Origin of the sequence: Pontibacter vulgaris (assembly GCF_022758145.1) — a bacterium.
Lineage (GTDB): Bacteria > Bacteroidota > Bacteroidia > Cytophagales > Hymenobacteraceae > Pontibacter > Pontibacter vulgaris.
This window is the reverse complement of sequence record NZ_JAJVDH010000003.1, coordinates 831850-848976: the sequence shown is the minus strand read 5'-3', so window position 1 is coordinate 848976 and position 17127 is coordinate 831850. Positions and strand designations below refer to the sequence as shown.

The 17127-nt window shown below is 43.0% G+C and carries 8 protein-coding genes and 1 tRNA gene; 3 read left to right on the top strand and 6 right to left on the bottom strand.

The features are described 5' to 3' along the window. The first annotated feature begins 163 nt into the window (after positions 1–163). A complete protein-coding gene (gene epsC, locus LWP20_RS08990) occupies positions 164–997 on the top strand; it encodes a serine O-acetyltransferase EpsC (RefSeq protein WP_242927789.1) in 834 nt (277 codons plus the stop codon). Between the two features lie 18 nt (positions 998–1015). Next, positions 1016–1933, top strand: a complete 918-nt coding sequence (gene cysK / locus LWP20_RS08985; RefSeq protein ID WP_242927788.1) for a cysteine synthase A — start codon at positions 1016–1018, stop codon at positions 1931–1933. Positions 1934–2034: 101 nt separating this feature from the next. Here cysK and LWP20_RS08980 read toward each other — a convergent pair whose 3' ends face one another. Next, a complete protein-coding gene (locus tag LWP20_RS08980) occupies positions 2035–2469 on the bottom strand; it encodes a DUF2267 domain-containing protein (protein WP_242927787.1) in 435 nt (144 codons plus the stop codon). 162 nt (positions 2470–2631) lie between these two features. Next, positions 2632–3663 carry a T9SS type A sorting domain-containing protein gene (locus tag LWP20_RS08975; RefSeq protein WP_242927786.1) on the bottom strand — a complete coding sequence of 344 codons (1032 nt, stop codon included), beginning with the start codon at positions 3661–3663 and terminating at the stop codon, positions 2632–2634. A 1005-nt stretch (positions 3664–4668) separates the two neighbouring features. Here LWP20_RS08975 and LWP20_RS08970 point away from each other — a divergent pair. Next, on the top strand, positions 4669–6360 hold the full coding sequence (locus LWP20_RS08970) for a T9SS type A sorting domain-containing protein (RefSeq protein WP_242927785.1): 1692 nt from the start codon (positions 4669–4671) through the stop codon (positions 6358–6360). 269 nt (positions 6361–6629) lie between these two features. Here the strand turns inward: LWP20_RS08970 and LWP20_RS08965 are convergent. From LWP20_RS08965 to LWP20_RS08950, 4 genes are all read right to left on the bottom strand, one after another. Beyond that, positions 6630–6703 (bottom strand) — tRNA-Ala (locus tag LWP20_RS08965). Between the two features lie 119 nt (positions 6704–6822). Then, positions 6823–10074 carry a TonB-dependent receptor gene (locus LWP20_RS08960; RefSeq protein ID WP_242927784.1) on the bottom strand — a complete coding sequence of 1084 codons (3252 nt, stop codon included), beginning with the start codon at positions 10072–10074 and terminating at the stop codon, positions 6823–6825. A gap of 289 nt (positions 10075–10363) precedes the next feature. Further along, on the bottom strand, positions 10364–13687 hold the full coding sequence (locus tag LWP20_RS08955) for a TonB-dependent receptor (RefSeq protein WP_242927783.1): 3324 nt from the start codon (positions 13685–13687) through the stop codon (positions 10364–10366). A 210-nt stretch (positions 13688–13897) separates the two neighbouring features. Continuing rightward, positions 13898–17017 carry a TonB-dependent receptor gene (locus LWP20_RS08950; RefSeq protein WP_242927782.1) on the bottom strand — a complete coding sequence of 1040 codons (3120 nt, stop codon included), beginning with the start codon at positions 17015–17017 and terminating at the stop codon, positions 13898–13900. Positions 17018–17127: the final 110 nt, after the last annotated feature.

Sequence of the window (17127 nt, the reverse complement as noted above, 5' to 3'; positions counted from 1 at the left end):
AACCTGTTATAACTCCCTGATTTATTAGGCTGACTAATCTATTTTGGCTCGTATTCCTGTAGCTGAAAAACTCAATTTGAATTCTCCTGAAAAGAGGACCGCACAAAAGGTCCTCTTTTCGTATTTAAAACAGTTGGCTACAAACCCTGTTGTTACTATATCCATGGACAATCATTTTATAAGGAAACTTTTTGAGGAGCACCAGAAGCTTCATAACCAGATGCCTGGCTCTGCGGCCTGTCATTTTCTGGAAGGCATTATGCAGTTGCTTTTCCCGCCTTTGTCGGAGCAGCGCCTGGATACGACCGAAGCAGTGGCTGTGTATGCAGAAGGCCTGCAGATTGAACTCCAGCAGATACTGATGAACCTGGAAAAGGTGTTGCCTGCGCCGGCAAAGCAACTGTCGGAGGAAATAATGCAGCAATTGCCTACTGTCTATCACCTCTGTATGACGGATGCTGTTGCCATTGCAGACGGCGACCCGGCTGCGCAAAGTATAACTGAAGTGATAAGGTCTTACCCGGGGTTCAGAGCAGTGGCGGCGCACAGGCTTGCCCATGAGTTTTATCGCCTGCATATTCCGTTCCTGCCACGTATTTTATCAGAGTATGCACATGCCAAAACCGGTATCGATATTCACCCTGGCGCCAAAATAGGCTCGCATTTCTGCATCGACCACGGTACCGGCGTTGTCATCGGCGAAACTACCATCATCGGCAATCATGTGAAAGTATACCAGGGTGTAACGCTGGGCGCACTTAGCGTAGACAAGGCTATGGCCAATATTAAGCGCCACCCAACTATAGAGGATTATGTTATTATTTATTCCGGAGCAACTATACTGGGCGGTAATACGGTAGTGGGTGCTTATAGCATAGTAGGCGGCAACGTGTGGCTTACTGAAAGCGTGCCTCCTTATTCACGTATCTACCATCGGCCACAAATAAAAGTAAGCCAAGTTTCTGAGCCGGCCGGTATACTTAATTATTCAATCTAAACTATAAAGCTAGACTATATGAAAGCCAATACTATACTAGAAACTATAGGAAATACACCTGTTGTGCGCATCAACAAGCTGTTTGATAAGCAGGCAGAAGTATGGATGAAGCTGGAGCGCAGCAACCCCGGCGGAAGTATAAAAGACCGCATTGCCCTCTCCATGATCGAGGATGCCGAGCGCAAAGGCATACTTAACAAGAATAGCGTGATCATAGAACCTACGTCGGGTAACACAGGGGTTGGCCTGGCGATGGTAGCTGCTGTAAAAGGCTATCAGTTGGTGTTGGTAATGCCCGAATCGATGTCGATAGAGCGCCGGCGTTTGATGGCTGCTTATGGTGCCAAACTGGAACTTACGCCACGTGAGAAAGGCATGAAAGGAGCTATTGAAAAAGCGCAGGAAATGGTAGCAGATATTTCTGATGCCTGGATGCCGATGCAGTTTGATAATGAAGCCAATACACAGATTCATATTGATACAACTGCACAGGAAATATTGCGCGACTTCCCGGAAGGATTCGACTATTTAATAACAGGTGTAGGTACAGGCGGGCATATTACCGGTGTGGCCAAAGTGCTGAAGCAGCGTTTCCCTAACCTGAAAGTATTTGCTGTAGAACCGGAAGCTTCGCCGGTGCTTAGCGGCGGACAACCAGGGCCGCACCCGATACAGGGCGTTGGAGCAGGTTTTATTCCTAAAATAATGGATACAACACTTTTAGATGGCGTGATACAGGTAAAAGCGGATGATGCCTTTAATTATGCCCGTCGTGCTGCCCTGGAAGAAGGTATCTTTATAGGTGTATCATCAGGAGGATCGTTGGCCGCTGTGGCCCAGAAGTTAGATGAAGGGGTGCCGGCAGGCTCCAGGATTCTTACTTTCTGCTACGATACCGGCGAGCGTTACCTTTCTGTGGAGGGCTTGTTTGTGTAACAATTATTATAGGGGCTGGATAGGTATACTTTTATACTTTGCCAAAGCCCGATACCGCTAACAACAAAGAGCCACCTGGTCGGGTGGCTCTTTGTTTATACTTATACTTCCAGCATTTCCTGTATGTCCTGGTGCAAGGCCTGTTTTACCTGCTGCAACTGTCCTTCAGAAATATACTTCTGTAAAGTGTTGAAAACAGCTCTGAAAGCGTGTGCTATTTCTTCGTCCTGCTGAAAATCGTTGTTGGCTGCAAACGCATTTTTGCTTCTGATGTAATCGAGCCAGGCCTGCGCATCCCGAATTGTTATCGGTACTTTATCCGGTTCATACTGGTCGAAGTATATTCCTTTCCAGATAATAGGCAGCTGTGCTGCAAAATGCACGGCTTCGTTTACCGGCAGCCTGTCGCGTATACTTTGCAATACCGCCCTGAACACGCGCCCTGCCTGATTCATATCATCGGTATTAAGCTCCTGCGCTACGGCATTTAAAAGTACTACCGCATCTTTCTTATTGTCCTCAAAGTTAAACGCCATACTTTCCTCCCCTCGTTTTAAATTAGTGATTGGTCTTTACAAGTACGCTTAGCAGGGTTGGCGGGTCGTATAAAGTATAGTTAAAGGGTAAGTAAGGCTTAAAACTGAGGCAATAGGTATAACCTTTTCTGAAGTATAGTTTATACCTGATCAGTTTAACAGTTATAGTTTAACAAGTTTAAGCTTATTCACTACACCATGTAGTTCTGAGGTTAGGATGTACACACCCGCTGGCTGCTCTTGCATGGCATTCAGGTCTAATTTGTTTTCGCCGCCTATTACATCATAAGATCCATTAAAGACTTCCGCTCCCTTTAAGTTATGCATTACTACTTTCACCTTTCCGGCTTCTACTGCCGATATGCTTAGCTGAGAAGTTGTGGAAAAGGGGTTTGGCGATACAGCAGTTGTGTTTTCGGTTATCAGTTCTACATTTACTGCAATAATTTTACTGTATAAAGTGCTGTGGTTGAAGTATACCTGCGCCAGCCGGAAATATTGCCAGTTACTTTTATTAGCAGTGTTGTGAACAAAAGTATAATCAGTTTCCAGTTTCGTATTCTTAAGGTTAATAGCAATGGTGCCTATTTTCTTAAATCCGTTTCCAGGATTGGCAGAGGCTTCTATTTCGAAATGTGAAAGATCTTCATCAGCAGCGGCTTTCCAATACAGCACCACTGAAGATTGACTCTTATTTGCTTTAAATGACCGTAATTGAACAGGCAATGGGATAATAGTTACTCCTGTAACATTAAAATTCTGCGTTTCTGCGCCTGGTGTGCTATGAGAAATGGTTGCCATATGCTCTCCAGATCCTGAGGGCTTATATTTGACATGGATTTGTACAGTTTCCGGAAAAGAGCCATCTACGTTCGATTTAATTTCTAATACCTGACTGAAATTAACAGAGTCGGCTGAGATAGTAAATTCTCCAGAAGGGTCTGTAACCGTGATGAATGCTGATTGAAATTTCGGGATATCATTAAAATAAATAACATAAAATTGAGTTTGCTCTCCTCCGTTTGTTGCAGTAATAGTCTGAGGCGGATCCACTAATTCAATAGTCGGCGTAGTTGCCTGTTGGTAAGCGTTATTGGCCCATGCATGCGTTCTGGCATTAGCAAAAAGCAAAACAATCCATAGCAGGCAGAAGTGGTATAGCAGACGTGTTGATGGTAGTAGAATTGTTTTCATATGGTATAGATTAAGAGGCTCAGATTGATGTCAGCTTTAACGGAGTATAAATACTGTATTAGTGCTATGGTTTTGATTGAATAATCATATTTAAAAATTTAATTTTTTAGCTGTTTGGTAAGGCATTTATAAGGCTAGATAATTTTATTGGCTCTGAATAATTAAAAATGTATGCAAGCATACATACTCCTGATATTAATTTTTGAGTAACCTAAAGAAGTTGGTTGAATTAGTTTTTAAATTATCAATTTTATAAACATTTTAATGTTAGTGATATTGTATATTCAAAATTGATATGTTTTATACAATTGTAGTAGCTTCTGGTAGAAATTGCAAATATTTAAGTGGTTGAATGTGTTAAGGTGAATAAGGTTGGATTGTGTTGTGATTATGCCTTTGTAATTAATTAAGTGTTTATAGCTGACTATTGGCTATTAGTAAACTGTGGATGGATTTGCAATATTACTAATCCGATATGTTTTTAATTGCTTATTGCTTGTGTGCGGTAGGTGTTATCAGACTGCTTTGTGAACATGCCGTTTCTGAATTGCTTTACTGATATGATTTAGTACAAATGGTGGGCTAGCAGTAGTTTGTTTTATTCTTTAAATTATAATTTGTTATAATATTCGATAATTTATATTGTTAATTATATAAGCTTACTATATTGTTTCTGAAATTTATGAATGGCGCACTAGTATGTGTTGCTTTACAAACTTAAAAGGATACTATATGGAGCAAGCTTTACTCATCAATTCATCAGCCTTTATAAAGAACAGTGCCAGCCAATGCAAAGGTTTTCCCATTTTTCGATTCCTGTTATGCCTGCTTGCTTTCTTTCTAATAGGTTTTTCGGCTACAGCCTCTCATTTTAAAGGCGGTATAATTTCTTATAATCATCTTGGTGATGGCAGGTATGAGATACTGATAAAAAGTTATTGGGATAAGAGCGAAGTCGGATCTGTTATACCTCGTTATCAGGGCAGCCCCAAGCTTGAAACCTCAATGAAAACTGTTTCGCAAACATTTCTTTCGGATAGCACAACTGTTGAGCACTTTCAGAGGCAGGTTGTTAAATGGGCTCTGCCAGGGGTTTACGAAATATCCTGGAAGAGCTGTTGCCGATCTGTAGGTTCTAACTTCAATAATAATTCTATCGGGTTATTTGCTGTAGTAAACTACTCACTGTCAGCGCCAAGTTCTTCGCCAAAGTTTCAGGATCTGCCCTTGCTCAGTTTCCAGGCTGGCCAGAATATTAGTTTTAGTCTGAATATGGAAGACCCGGATGGGCATGAACAAGTATATGCGCTCGAGGTACCTTACGGCCTGACTGATAGCGTATATCAAAAAATGCAGGCAACAGGGTTCCAGGTAAGCAGCAATGGCCTGTTAACATGGGGTACTCCCGTAAATGGTAAATGGCTGGTTAATGTAAAACTCAGAGAAAAGATAGGAGGGGACTATACGGGGGCATACATTCTCCGCGACTTTATTATTGAAGTTGCTGCCTGCGAACTGCCTGCTCCAAATTATACTATAGTTTCGAAGCCTTGTGTTGGCAGCAGTAATGGTGCTATCACTTTTAACGTAGTGGGCGGAACTGCTCCTTTCAAATATTCACTTAATGATGGCAATACTTATCAGACTTCTCCTGAATTTAAAGGCTTACCAGCAGGTGAATACACTGGCATAGTAGTAGATGCCCTGGGTTGCGTTAGTAAGCATGTGCATATAGCACTTGATGAGGCTCCACTGCCTCAGGTAGCGTTAAACTTACCTGCCGAAGTATGTTTAAATGCAGGGCCTGTAACATTAGCCGGAAGCCCGAATGGAGGTATTTACCAGGGGAATGGCATTCAGAACGGGGTGTTTTATCCGGAAGTTGCCGGAGTAGGTACTCACACAATAGTTTATAGTTATACAGATGCCAATGGGTGTAGCAATACTGCCTCAGCAACGATTGTTGTACTGGATGCGCTGGTAGCCGATGCAGGAGCTGATGCTGTGGTTTATTATGGTTATGCCCCGGAAAGCTGCACGACGCTGGCAGCAACTGCATCCGGAGGGAAGGCACCTTATACTTATAAGTGGAGTACAGGAGCTACCTCTCAATCGTTGCAGGTATGCCCTACAGTTACAACAACCTATAATCTTATGGTAACTGATGCATTGGGTTGCACTGCCCTGAGCGATGTAACTGTTACAGTACAGGATGTGAGAGGTGATACAACTACTACAACCCCTGTTAATGGTAACAAGCCTACAGTAGTAATTATGTGTAAAGATGGTAAGCAGAAAGAAGTGAATGAGCAAAATGTAGCAAAAGAGCTACAGCGTGGAGCCGTTTTAGGGCCATGCAACACTACAACTTCATCTGCTAGCAAGATATCGGCAAGCTCTACATCTAAATCAATTGCCATTAATAATCTTGATGAAGCACAGGGGCAAATTACAGTATACCCTAATCCAGTAAACCATAATGGCCAGCTCAGAATAAACTCAAATGTAGCTGATGAGTTAAAAATTGAATTGGTGGATTTGACTGGAAAAACTGTTGGTGTGCTGTACAAAGGCACTATTGAGGCAAATCAGGAACTGATTTTAGGTTTAGGGAAGTATGTAAAGGGTAAAAGTGTTTATATGCTGAAAGTTACAACCCAACAGGATCAGTTTAACTATAAGCTGATGGTATTATAAACTATACATTATCGTTAAAATAGTGTCTAAAACAAAAGCCTGCTCCAATAGAGCAGGCTTTTGTTTTAGACACTTATAAGTCTTTTATATAGTTGTTAGGGCTAACAATTAGCTTATTGTAGATTATACTCTGTTGCGGGCTACATTATGTTGCTCTACCTTTTGTGAAGATTCTTGCAACTGCCAACAGCAGTCTTTGATGGCAGGATTGAGTATGTAAGTATAGAAGCCACAAAACGAAAAAGGCAACTATAGATAGTTGCCTTTTGTGGAGAATATCGGAGTCGAACCGATGACCTCTTGCATGCCATGCAAGCGCTCTAGCCAGCTGAGCTAATCCCCCGTGCTTTGTGTCACAAAAATAGGCCTTTTTTATTAAATGCAAAATTTACTGGTATAAAATAGCAGAAAGAAAAAGGGGCAGCTATTGCTGCCCCTTTCATAAGTATAAGCTAAACCGGCTTAGTTAAAGATATAACGTACACCAATCTGTGCTTTCCAGCGAGAAATATCGCTGGTGTTGTCACGGAAAGATTTAGTAAGTACTTCCTGTTTAGAAGAGTTCAGGTACGGGAAAGAAATTGTAGGCTGGCCTTGTGCATTGTAACCAACAAAGTTTAACAGCGCAGCACGGTTAGTAGTTTCTACAATACCCCAGTCTTTGTTAAGCAGGTTACCGAAGTTAAAGATATCAAAGCTTAACTGAAGCGTGTTCTTCTTGTTACCTACGTTTGTGAACAAGTCCTGAAGTAAGCGCACATCCATACGTGTTGTGTAAGGAGTAACAGCGCCGTTACGCTCTGCATACTGGCCTCTTCTAGAGTTTAGGTACTCATCTTGGCTGATGTAGGCATCTAACTGGCTCCAGATCGTACCTGCATCGCGCGTATCAAGTTTGTCAGCAACAAGGGCAACTTCGCTTGCATCACGTGGAATATAGATCAGGTCGTTGCCAGATAAACCATCGCCGTTCAGGTCGCCTGAGTAAGTATAAGAGAAACGGTTACCAGAAGCTACTTCAAAGAATGTAGAGATGGAGGTAGACAGGTGGTTGATGTACTCTTTCTTGTAAGAAAGCGCCAGAATAGCTCTGTGCTGTGTCAGGTAGTTAGAGTAAGAAAGCACGTTATCGTTCGGGTCACCAGAGATCTGGCGGTCTCTCCAGATAGACTGCGCAATAGAACCACCGTCGTTAACAGATTTGGCATCAGCATAAGTATAAGCTATACTTGCAAACAGGCCATTTGTGAAAGACTTCTGCAGCTGGCCGGTTAAAGTATAAGAGTAACCTTTGCTTGTGTTTTCCATTACAATGGCATCAGAGATATTGCCATTTACACGGTTAAGGCCTACTAGCTTAGAGTTCTCATAAACAGGGTTGCCATTGGCATCTACTTTATAATAGATAGGGCGGTTATCAGCACCTTTCATGGAAGCAGAAGCGTTAGGCAGGTTTGCGTTTCTGTGGTATACAGAGTTCATGTCCTTTGTAAGTATACCTTCTAAAGTAGCAACCATACCAAATGGCAATTGCTTATCTACAGCTAAGTTGCTACGGAATACCTGCGGGAATTTGAAGTTAGGATCTGTAACAGCCAGGTTGTAGGTAGCAGAAGCTGCACCACCTTGTGGGATATAGGCCGTTACGTCATCTGTAAACTTATAATTCTGCTTGGTATCCAGGAACGAGCCAAACAGCACACCGTTGTTTGATGCCTGGTTAGAGATCCAAACGAAAGGTACACGGCCAGTGAAGATACCAGTACCACCACGTACCTGCGTAGTAGCATCGCCGGTTACATCCCAGTTAAAACCTAAACGAGGAGACCACAATACACGTGTTTCAGGAGCTTTGCTAACATCAATCTTCTCACCGTTACGGAAAGAAAGTGCAGCTGCTGCAGGGTTTTCTAACAAATCTGTGTTGATAATTGGCATATCAGCACGCAAACCACCGGTTACTTTCAGGTTGTTTGTTACCGACCATTCATCCTGTGCATACAGGCCAAACTGCATAGCTTTGATAACTGCATAAGGGAAACCACCTGGCTGTGCAGAATATTGTAACTGGTATTCTGTAGCTTTAGCTGTACCATTGTTTACGTCATCATAAAAATCCTGAAGCGATGCATAACGGTAGCGTCCATAGTAGTTAGGGGCAAAACCGTTCGTGAATTTATAAGCTTCGTTTGCTGTACCTAACGTAATAACGTGCTTACCTGCAAAAATCGAGAAGTTGTCGCTTAGCTGGTAAACATCAGAATTTAACACGTTGTTAGCAGAGAAAGGCTCATAACCGAAAGAGGTAAATGTAGCCTTGTTACCGTTTTCGATATCAACAAGCGGGAAGATACCGCCACGACTCTCACGGAAATCGCGGAAAGCAGTATAACCGGCAATAAAGTTATTGGCAAATTTATCACCGAAACGGCTGTTTAACTCTGCAATAAATGAGTTAAGGTTGTTGTTGATGATATAAGTAGAAGCTTTGAAAGGAAGCGATGTAACGCTTGGCTGGCGGTTACCTGCTGGTGCACCAGAGTTTGACGCAGGAATATCTTTCCATGATTTCAGGTAGTTATACTTGAAAGAGAAAGTATGATTCTTATTGATGTTCCAGTCAAGCTTAGTGTTGATCTTGTTGTTCCAGGTCTCCATGTTATAGTTCTCATAAGGACCTGCATCGTAGTTGAATTTATCCTTCAGGAACTTGCTAAGCTGATCTAGCTGAGCTGCATCGGCAGCCGATACGTTAGAACCTGTAAGGCCCGGACGGGAAGCGATAAAGCTTGAACCCGGCGTAGACTGGCGCTCCTGCTCATAGTTAACAAAGAAGAATAATTTGTCTTTCAGGATCGGGCCACCTAAACGGGCACCACGCTGAGACAAAGTAAAATCCTGCTTTGGCATTTTAGTATCGCCTACATTGCGGCCAACAAGTCTCTCATCACGACCGAACCAGTATACTGATCCAGAAAAGTCGTTTGTACCAGAGCGTGTAACAGCATTAATGCCAGCACCTGTAAAACCACCTTGTCTAACATCGTAAGGGGCAAGGTTTACCTGGATCTGCTCAATAGCATCAAGCGAAATTGGCTGGGCACTTGTCTGAGAACCTACGTTAGACTGCAGACCAAATGAGTTGTTGAACAACGCACCATCTATGGTAGTGTTGTTGTAGCTGCTGCTACGGCCTGCAAATGAGTTACCATTTGCCTGCGGTGTAAGGCGTGTATAGTCCTGGATGCTGCGGCTAAGGGTTGGCAGTTTTTCTATCTGATCGCGGCTTAAGTTAGTGGCAGCACCAGTACGGTCAGCGTTGATAACATTGTCTTTTCTGCTAACGATTTCAACTTCGCCCAAAGCGATATCGCCTTGTGTCAGTTTAAAATCCAGGCTCAGGTTTTGACCAAGCTTCAGGTATACATTATCCTGGCGCTTTTCCTGGAAACCTACATAGCTTGTTTTAATAGTGTAAGGACCACCCACGCGCATGTTCTGCAGGTTATAGCGGCCATCGGCATTTGTGCCGGCAACATATTGGGTGTTGGTTGGCGTGTGTATAGCTATAACGGTAGCTCCCGGTAATCCCATGCCACTTCCGTCTCTGATAACGCCATTCATGGCGGAGGTGGTACTTCCTTGTGCCCAGCTAAACTGAACAGTCAGCACTAGCGCCATAAAGAGGCACAACGTACTATAAAGTTTTTTCATAAAAAGTGTTTGGTTGATTTTGGCGCAAAAGTAACTGGAGTTTTGTGTATTTCAATCTCTTGCTATATTATTTTATTGTTATTTATTAATCTAAAATCAATAACATAGCCTGTATGGTTGCTAAAGTGCAGAAGGAATAAAATATGAGGGATTTGCGTGTTATAACATATTTATACTTGCTAAAACATATTTATACTTAAGGGCCTATAGTTACACTCAAGTATAAAAGTATAGGCAAAAAAAGAGCCCCGCATTGCGGGGCTCTTTAGGTATTTAATCTTGTTGATGATTAGAAGCTGTAACGTAAGCCAAGCTGCATACTCCAGGTACTGCTTGTGCTAATGTTATCCTGAATGTGTTCAGTTACTAATTCACCATTGATGTTCTGTAAAATATAAACTGGCTCGCCATCACCATTAATGCTTCTGTACTGAAGCGGGTTGTTAGTGATGTAACGCTGCTGAATACCCCAGTTCTTGTTGATCAGGTTAGCTGCATTCAGGATATCAGCTGTGAACTGTAATGTATGCTTTGTGTTCTTCTCGCCAGTCTCAATGTAGAAGTCCTGTAGGAAACGTACATCAAGCTTGTTATACCATGGAGTCAGGGCTGCATTTCTTTCAGCATACTGGCCTCTGTTGTTTTTCAGGTAAGAAGAATTGTTGATGAACTGTTCGAAAGCTGCTGCCTGTTGCTCTGGTGTGTAAGAGTTAACAATGTTTCCTGCCTTATCTTTAATCTCATACGCCGCAAAGTTCATTTCTGAAGCATTGTTCGGGATATACATCAGGTCAGTAGAGCTGTTACCGTCACCGTTAAGGTCACCGTTAACTACGAAGCTGTATCTAGACTGGTAAGAGCCTTCATAGAACACAGAAAGAGTTGAAGCAAAGTGCTTTGCATACTCTTTTTTGTATGATAAGTTAGCTACAACACGGTGAGGAGTACCATACTGTGAATAACCCATCTCAACTGCATTAGAAGTACCTACGTTCGGGTTAGAGTTCCAAACAGAAGAAGCCTGTGAACCTGGGTTAGCAGTAACTTCTTTTGCATGCGTAAAGTTGTAAGCAACTGAACCGTAGAAACCGTTAGAGAAAGACTTGCTTAACATTGCTGTTAAAGCAGTTGAATAACCTTTGTCTGTGTTTTCTAATACAATAGCAGTGTTAGTTGCTGAGTATTTGCTTCTGTCTTTTGAATCAACTTTGTTGTCTCCGTTTGTATCTACAAATCTAGGTCTTGTTAAGTTACCCTCGTTAATAGTACCAGTTGGAGTTGTTAGGTTAGCATTACGCATTTTCACGCCATTAACGTCTTGTGTGTGAAGACCTTCTAATGTTAAGGTAAAGCCATTGCCTAATTCTTTATCAACAGCAAGGTTTGTTCTGATAACCTGTGGGAATTTGAAATCAGGATCCATCAGCACGATGTTGCTTGGTACAGAAGTACCGGCAGTTTTAGGGAACAGGTCAGCGTGTGCATCCGGGTTAGAGCTAAAGCGGATGCCTGAAAGTGTAGCAGCATCTTTGATAGCACCACCAAACTGGTACATACCTGAGTTAGTAGGCATGTTAGTAAGGAATACAAAAGGAATACGACCTGTGAAAAGACCAGTACCACCACGTACAACAAGAGAGTTGTTGTTAAGTGCATCCCATCTGAAACCTACTCTTGGTGATAGAAGGATACGGCTTTTTGGCCAGCTACCTGAGCTATATTTAGTCAGTTTACCTTCTTCGTTATATAGCTCAAGAGCATCTATAGAAGGGTTTGCAATTGGATCTTCGTGGTAGATAGCTTTATCAGCGCGAACGCCAAAAGTAACGTTCAGAGAAGGGTTAATCTGGTATTCATCCTGAGCATAAAGGCCCAACTGACCTACTTTTAACTCTGCAGAGTAAGGGTTTTTAACACCTGGTACTAAAGAGTAAGTATAAGCAAAGTAAGCAGGAGCGCGGTCTTTTGCGAAGTCATCAAGTGAGCTGTAAGCATAGTAACCGTTAGAACCAGCCATAAACATGTTACCTACATTCTGGTATTCGTAAGTACCACCTGCTGTAAGCGTGTGCTTGCCTAAGTAGTAAGTAAAGTTATCCGTGATGCTATAGATGTCGTTGATAACTTCATTGTTATAAGTATAAGGGTCCATACCGGCAGACATGTAGTTGTTGCCCTTGCCATCAAAAATATCGATAGTTGGGAATACACTGCCAGGGAAAGTACGTACAGTCTGGATCTTGCTTACAGTAGCCAGGAACTGGTTAGCCATTCTGCCACCGAAGTTACTGTTCAATTCAAAAGTACCTGTTCTTACAACATCTTTAAAGCCGTAGTTGCTGTTAGCAAAAGCCATAGAGTTGTTGCTGAAACGGTTGTAAGGCAAGCGGCTCAATGAGCTTCTTCCGCCTGCTGGTGTAAATCCACCACCATTAGGTACGCTTGATCCGTTCAACGCTACATCGTTTGTGTTTTCGAAGTCGCTATACTTTAAAGTAAGCTTGTGGATCGGGTTAATGTTCCAGTCAATCTTACCTAAGATCTTACGGTTTTTGTTCTCGAAGTTAGGGAAGTTGTCGTAAGCACCTGGATCGTAACCATACTTGGTTTTCAGGATATCAGAGAATTTCTTCAGAGAGTCAATTGATGTAGTAGAGATGTTACCAATGCCGGAACCACCTGCAGGTGAGTACGTGATACCTGGCTTAGATCCTTTCTCTAATTCACCATTCAGGAAGAAGAACACTTTGTTCTTGATGATCGGGCCACCGATAGTTCCACCAAAAGTCTGAGACTTAGAGTCTGTGATCTGTTTGCTGATATCGTTATCGCCAACTTTTGTACCTAAGAAGCTCTGGTCTCTGTAGAAACCATAAGCAGAACCGTGGAATGTGTTAGTACCGCTTTTAGTTACAGCATTTATACCTGCACCAGTAAAGCCTGATTGTCTAACATCGTAAGGAGCAATGTTTACTGAAATTTCTTCGTAAGCATCCAGAGAAATTGGCTGCGCGCCACCACCAGGAAGTGGATCGTTGGATAAACCGAAGTTGTTGTTCAGGTTAGCACCGTCTACCTGTATGTTGTTATAACGGGCATCACGACCTGCAAAGCTGTTACCGCTTGCCTGAGGAGTAGTACGCGTAAAGTCGGTAATACTTCTTGAGATGGTTGGCAGGGTAGCAATCTGGCGGCTGCTTACGTTTGTAGCTGCACCAGTTTTAGTTGAGTTGAAAACAGAAGTTCTGTCTGCACTTACAACTACTTCCTGTAACTCAGTACCTGACTCAGAAAGAGAAGAATTAAGAACGTATGGCTGACCTAATTTAAGATCAATGCCCGTGATGGTTTTGGTTTTAAAACCAAGGTAGCTTACTTCAACAATGTAAGGACCGCCAATTCTTGCGTTCGGGATGTTAAAACGACCCTCTGCATTTGTAGCAGCACCATACACAGTACCGGATGGCTGGTGAGTAGCCTTAACGGTTGCACCGATAAGGGCCTCGCCTTTCGAATCTTTAATAGATCCGTTAATACTACTAGTTGTTACCTGTGCGTGCAAAAAAGCCACACTCAGCAACATTAGAAGTGTTGATAATAAAAATTTTTTCATAAAAGGGTTGATTGATTTTGCTGCAAAAGTAAGAGTGCTTTTGCATATTCCAATCATAGTATCATGAATTTATTATTATTAATATAGGGGTTATTTGCTTGTACAGAAGCATTTATATGTTTATATTGGCAGCGTTGGTTGAAGCAAAAAATCAGTAAAAAGAAAGGCGGGAATCTTCCCGCCTTTCTTAGTTTATAGCATGTTATGCAGTTAATTAAAGATATACCTTAAGCCTAGCTGACCCTGCCATCTGGAGTCGAACTGGGAAATGTTGTAGGCTCTCGTGCTGGGATTAAATGTGAAATTCGGTTCACCTGTTACGGCATCATAACCTACAAAACGAATGATCTCGTTGGCATTGTTACTTACAAAATACTGGCGGCCCCAGTCTTTGTTGATCAGGTTGCCAACGTTAAAGATATCGAAGGTAAGCTGGAAAGTATGTTTGTTATCGCCTACGTTAATGTAAAAATCCTGTAATAAACGAACGTCGAACTGGTGTGTCCAAGGCATGCGGCCTGCATAACGTTCTGCGTATTCTCCCCGGTTCTCACTCAGGTAATTATCATCCTCAATAAAAGCATCTAATGCAGCCCATTGCTCGTCTGGGGTTGCAGAACCAGGTATTACGTTTCCAGATCGGTCTGTAAAAGGTACCAGGTTAATCTCGCTTTGATTGCGCGGTATATAAATCAGGTCATTGGCTATGTTGCCATCACGGTTCAGATCCTGCGAATAAAGGTATGTAATAGGTAAACCTGACTGGCCCTGGTAGAACAAGGATATAGTGGTGGCAAAATTATCAGCATACCGGAAAGTATAGCCGCCAGTGCCTACAATTCTGTGTCGTACATCGTAGCGGGAGTAAGCAAGTTCAGGATCGTTAGGATTGTTGATGATCTGGTTAAACTCGTAATTTGATAGCGCCGTTGAACTGGTACCACTATTTACGTCTTTCGACTTGCCATAAGTATAAGCAATAGAGGTATTAAGGCCGAAGGTAAAATCTTTGCGCAACTGGCCTGTCAGGCTGTAACGGTATCCTTCTTTGGTATTATCCAGGAAAATTACGTTTGTGTAATCAGCATTTATGCGCCTTTGCACCGGGTATATATTTCGATTATCTATGCCGGGTAGTTGTCCTTGCGGATCAACCAGGTTCAGATCTCTGTAAACCACATCGTTTATAGTTTTGGAGTAGATTCCCTCTAAAGTTGCTATAATTTCATATGGTAAAGTATAATCGAAGGCCAAGTTGCTACGCCATATTTGTGGAAGTTTAAACTCGTCATCAATCACGTTAACCTCTACCGTTCTAACAGCCGCACCTGCACTTTGTTGTTGGGTAGGGTCTGCTACAAACGTAGGCGGGTTGCGCTGATCGATAGTGCCAAGTATAGTACCTGTATTTACAAACTGGTTAGACAACCACACAAAAGGCACGCGGCCTGTAAATATTCCTGTACCACCGCGCACCTGGAAAGATCTGTCTTCGGTTGGGGTATAGTTAAAGCCCAGGCGAGGAGCCCAAAGCAACTGTCCGCTTGGCGTACGGTTTGTGGACAGGCCGGGGAAATCGCCTTCGAATTTGGTGTTTCGGGCAGGCTCATCCGGGAAAATCGGTACATCAAGTCGTAAGCCCAGCGTTACTTTTAATTGTTCTGAGGCAGTGTATTCATCCTGCACATAAAATCCCAGCTGAGCGGCATTAAACCTTGCTGCCGGCCTCAGGTCATCGGTAAGCGAGTAAGAAGCCCTTACACGTGCTGGTCTGTTATTGATAAAATCTTCTACAGAGTTAAAATCCCAGCGGCCATTCAGGTTGTTAATGAACAGGTTACGGAACTTGAAAAACTCGTTGTGTGTGCCAAGAGTAAAGTTGTGTTTGCCATACAGGTATGTAAAGTTATCGGTAAACTCAAAAATATCCTGGTCTAGTTCATTGGCTGTTGAGGAACGTTCAGAACCCAGTACTAACGTGCCTATAGGGTCAAATATAGTTACTTGTGGGAACAAGCTGCCGAAAGTTTCACGGTTTTCCCTGATTCTGGAGTACCCAATGATCAGGTTATTCGATAGGCTGTTGGAGATGCGGCTGTTCAGCTCCAGCACGCTGCTATTGGTTTTACTGTTGAACTGATAGGCGTTATTGCCAAAACGGGCTTCAGCTCTGCTTCTGGAAAAAGATTCCTGGAAGGCATCTACAAAGTTGTGCCTCAAAGTAAGCGAATGATTATTAGTGATGTTCCAGTCCAGACGGGCAAAATATTTATTGCTCTCGGTGTCGCGGTCAAATCCGCCGAAGCTACCAACGTCATAACCATAGGTTTCCAGAGCAAAATCTGCAACCTGAGTAGCCAGGCTCAATGGAATTTGCGATTCTGCAGAGCCAGGGGCAAAACGCACAGGCTCTCTTACACGGGTAGCATCATAGTTAACAAAAAAGAAAAGCTTATCCGGAATTATGGGGCCTCCTATACGTGCTCCATACTGAATGTTTTTAAACTCATCAGCCTTAACGCGTGGCCCTTCTACAGCTTTGCCTATAATCTCTTCGTTTCGGCCAAAACCATAAACCGAGCCAGAGAACTTGTTAGTACCACTGCGTGTAACAGCATTTATGCCACCGCCTGTAAAGTTGCCAAGTTTTACATCGTAAGGGGCTATCACTACCTGGATTTCCTGAATTGCATCTAACGAAATAGGCTGCGTGCCCGCCGAGCCCCCCGGCGTGCCGCTACCCGAAAGCCCGAACACGTCGTTATTAACGGCGCCATCTATTGTAATATTATTATAGCGGTTATTAGTACCACCAATAGAGTTGCCGGAGGCTTGTGGGGTAAGGCGGGTAAAATCCTGCAGGCTTCGGCTAAGGGTAGGGAGCTGCTCAAGTTGCTCGCGTGATACGTTGGTAGCAGCGCCGGTCCGGTCCTGGTTAAACACATCGTTTTGTTCTCCAACTATCTCTACCTCACCTAATTGCCTGCTGCTTTCTGAAAGCGTAAAATCTACACGACCTGTCTGGCCAAGGGCAAGCATAACGCCATCCTGACGCTGTTCCTGGTAACCAATGTAGGAGGTTGTAACTGTATAAGGGCCCCCAACACGCATATTTTGAATATTATAGCGTCCTTCGGAATCAGTATTAGCAACATATTGGGTGTTGGTAGGAGTATGGATAGCGATGACGGTGGCGCCCGGTAAGGCAGTCCCGCTCTGGTCCTTTATTACACCGGACATAGCAGCGGTAGTGGCGCCCTGTGCCCAGGCAAGCTGTGTCTGAAGAACAAGAAAAAGGCCCCAGAGTAATCTTGTGTAGAAAATTTTCATAATACTTACGGCAATTGGTTAACTAATTACTTATCAATTGCTTATAAGTACGTATGCCGCAAGTTTTGAATAATGATTTTGCGTAAAAATTGTACTGAAAGTATTGGTTT

Bases quoted from the DNA above. Each gene is read 5' to 3' on its own strand.
- LWP20_RS08970 (WP_242927785.1), top strand. From the start codon at position 4,669: ATGAAAACTGTTTCGCAAACATTTCTTTCGGATAGCACAACTGTTGAG.
- LWP20_RS08955 (WP_242927783.1), bottom strand. From the start codon at position 13,687: ATGAAAAAATTTTTATTATCAACACTTCTAATGTTGCTGAGTGTGGCT.
- cysK (WP_242927788.1), top strand. From the start codon at position 1,016: ATGAAAGCCAATACTATACTAGAAACTATAGGAAATACACCTGTTGTG.
- LWP20_RS08960 (WP_242927784.1), bottom strand. From the start codon at position 10,074: ATGAAAAAACTTTATAGTACGTTGTGCCTCTTTATGGCGCTAGTGCTG.
- epsC (WP_242927789.1), top strand. From the start codon at position 164: ATGGACAATCATTTTATAAGGAAACTTTTTGAGGAGCACCAGAAGCTT.
- LWP20_RS08950 (WP_242927782.1), bottom strand. From the start codon at position 17,017: ATGAAAATTTTCTACACAAGATTACTCTGGGGCCTTTTTCTTGTTCTT.
- LWP20_RS08980 (WP_242927787.1), bottom strand. From the start codon at position 2,469: ATGGCGTTTAACTTTGAGGACAATAAGAAAGATGCGGTAGTACTTTTA.
- LWP20_RS08975 (WP_242927786.1), bottom strand. From the start codon at position 3,663: ATGAAAACAATTCTACTACCATCAACACGTCTGCTATACCACTTCTGC.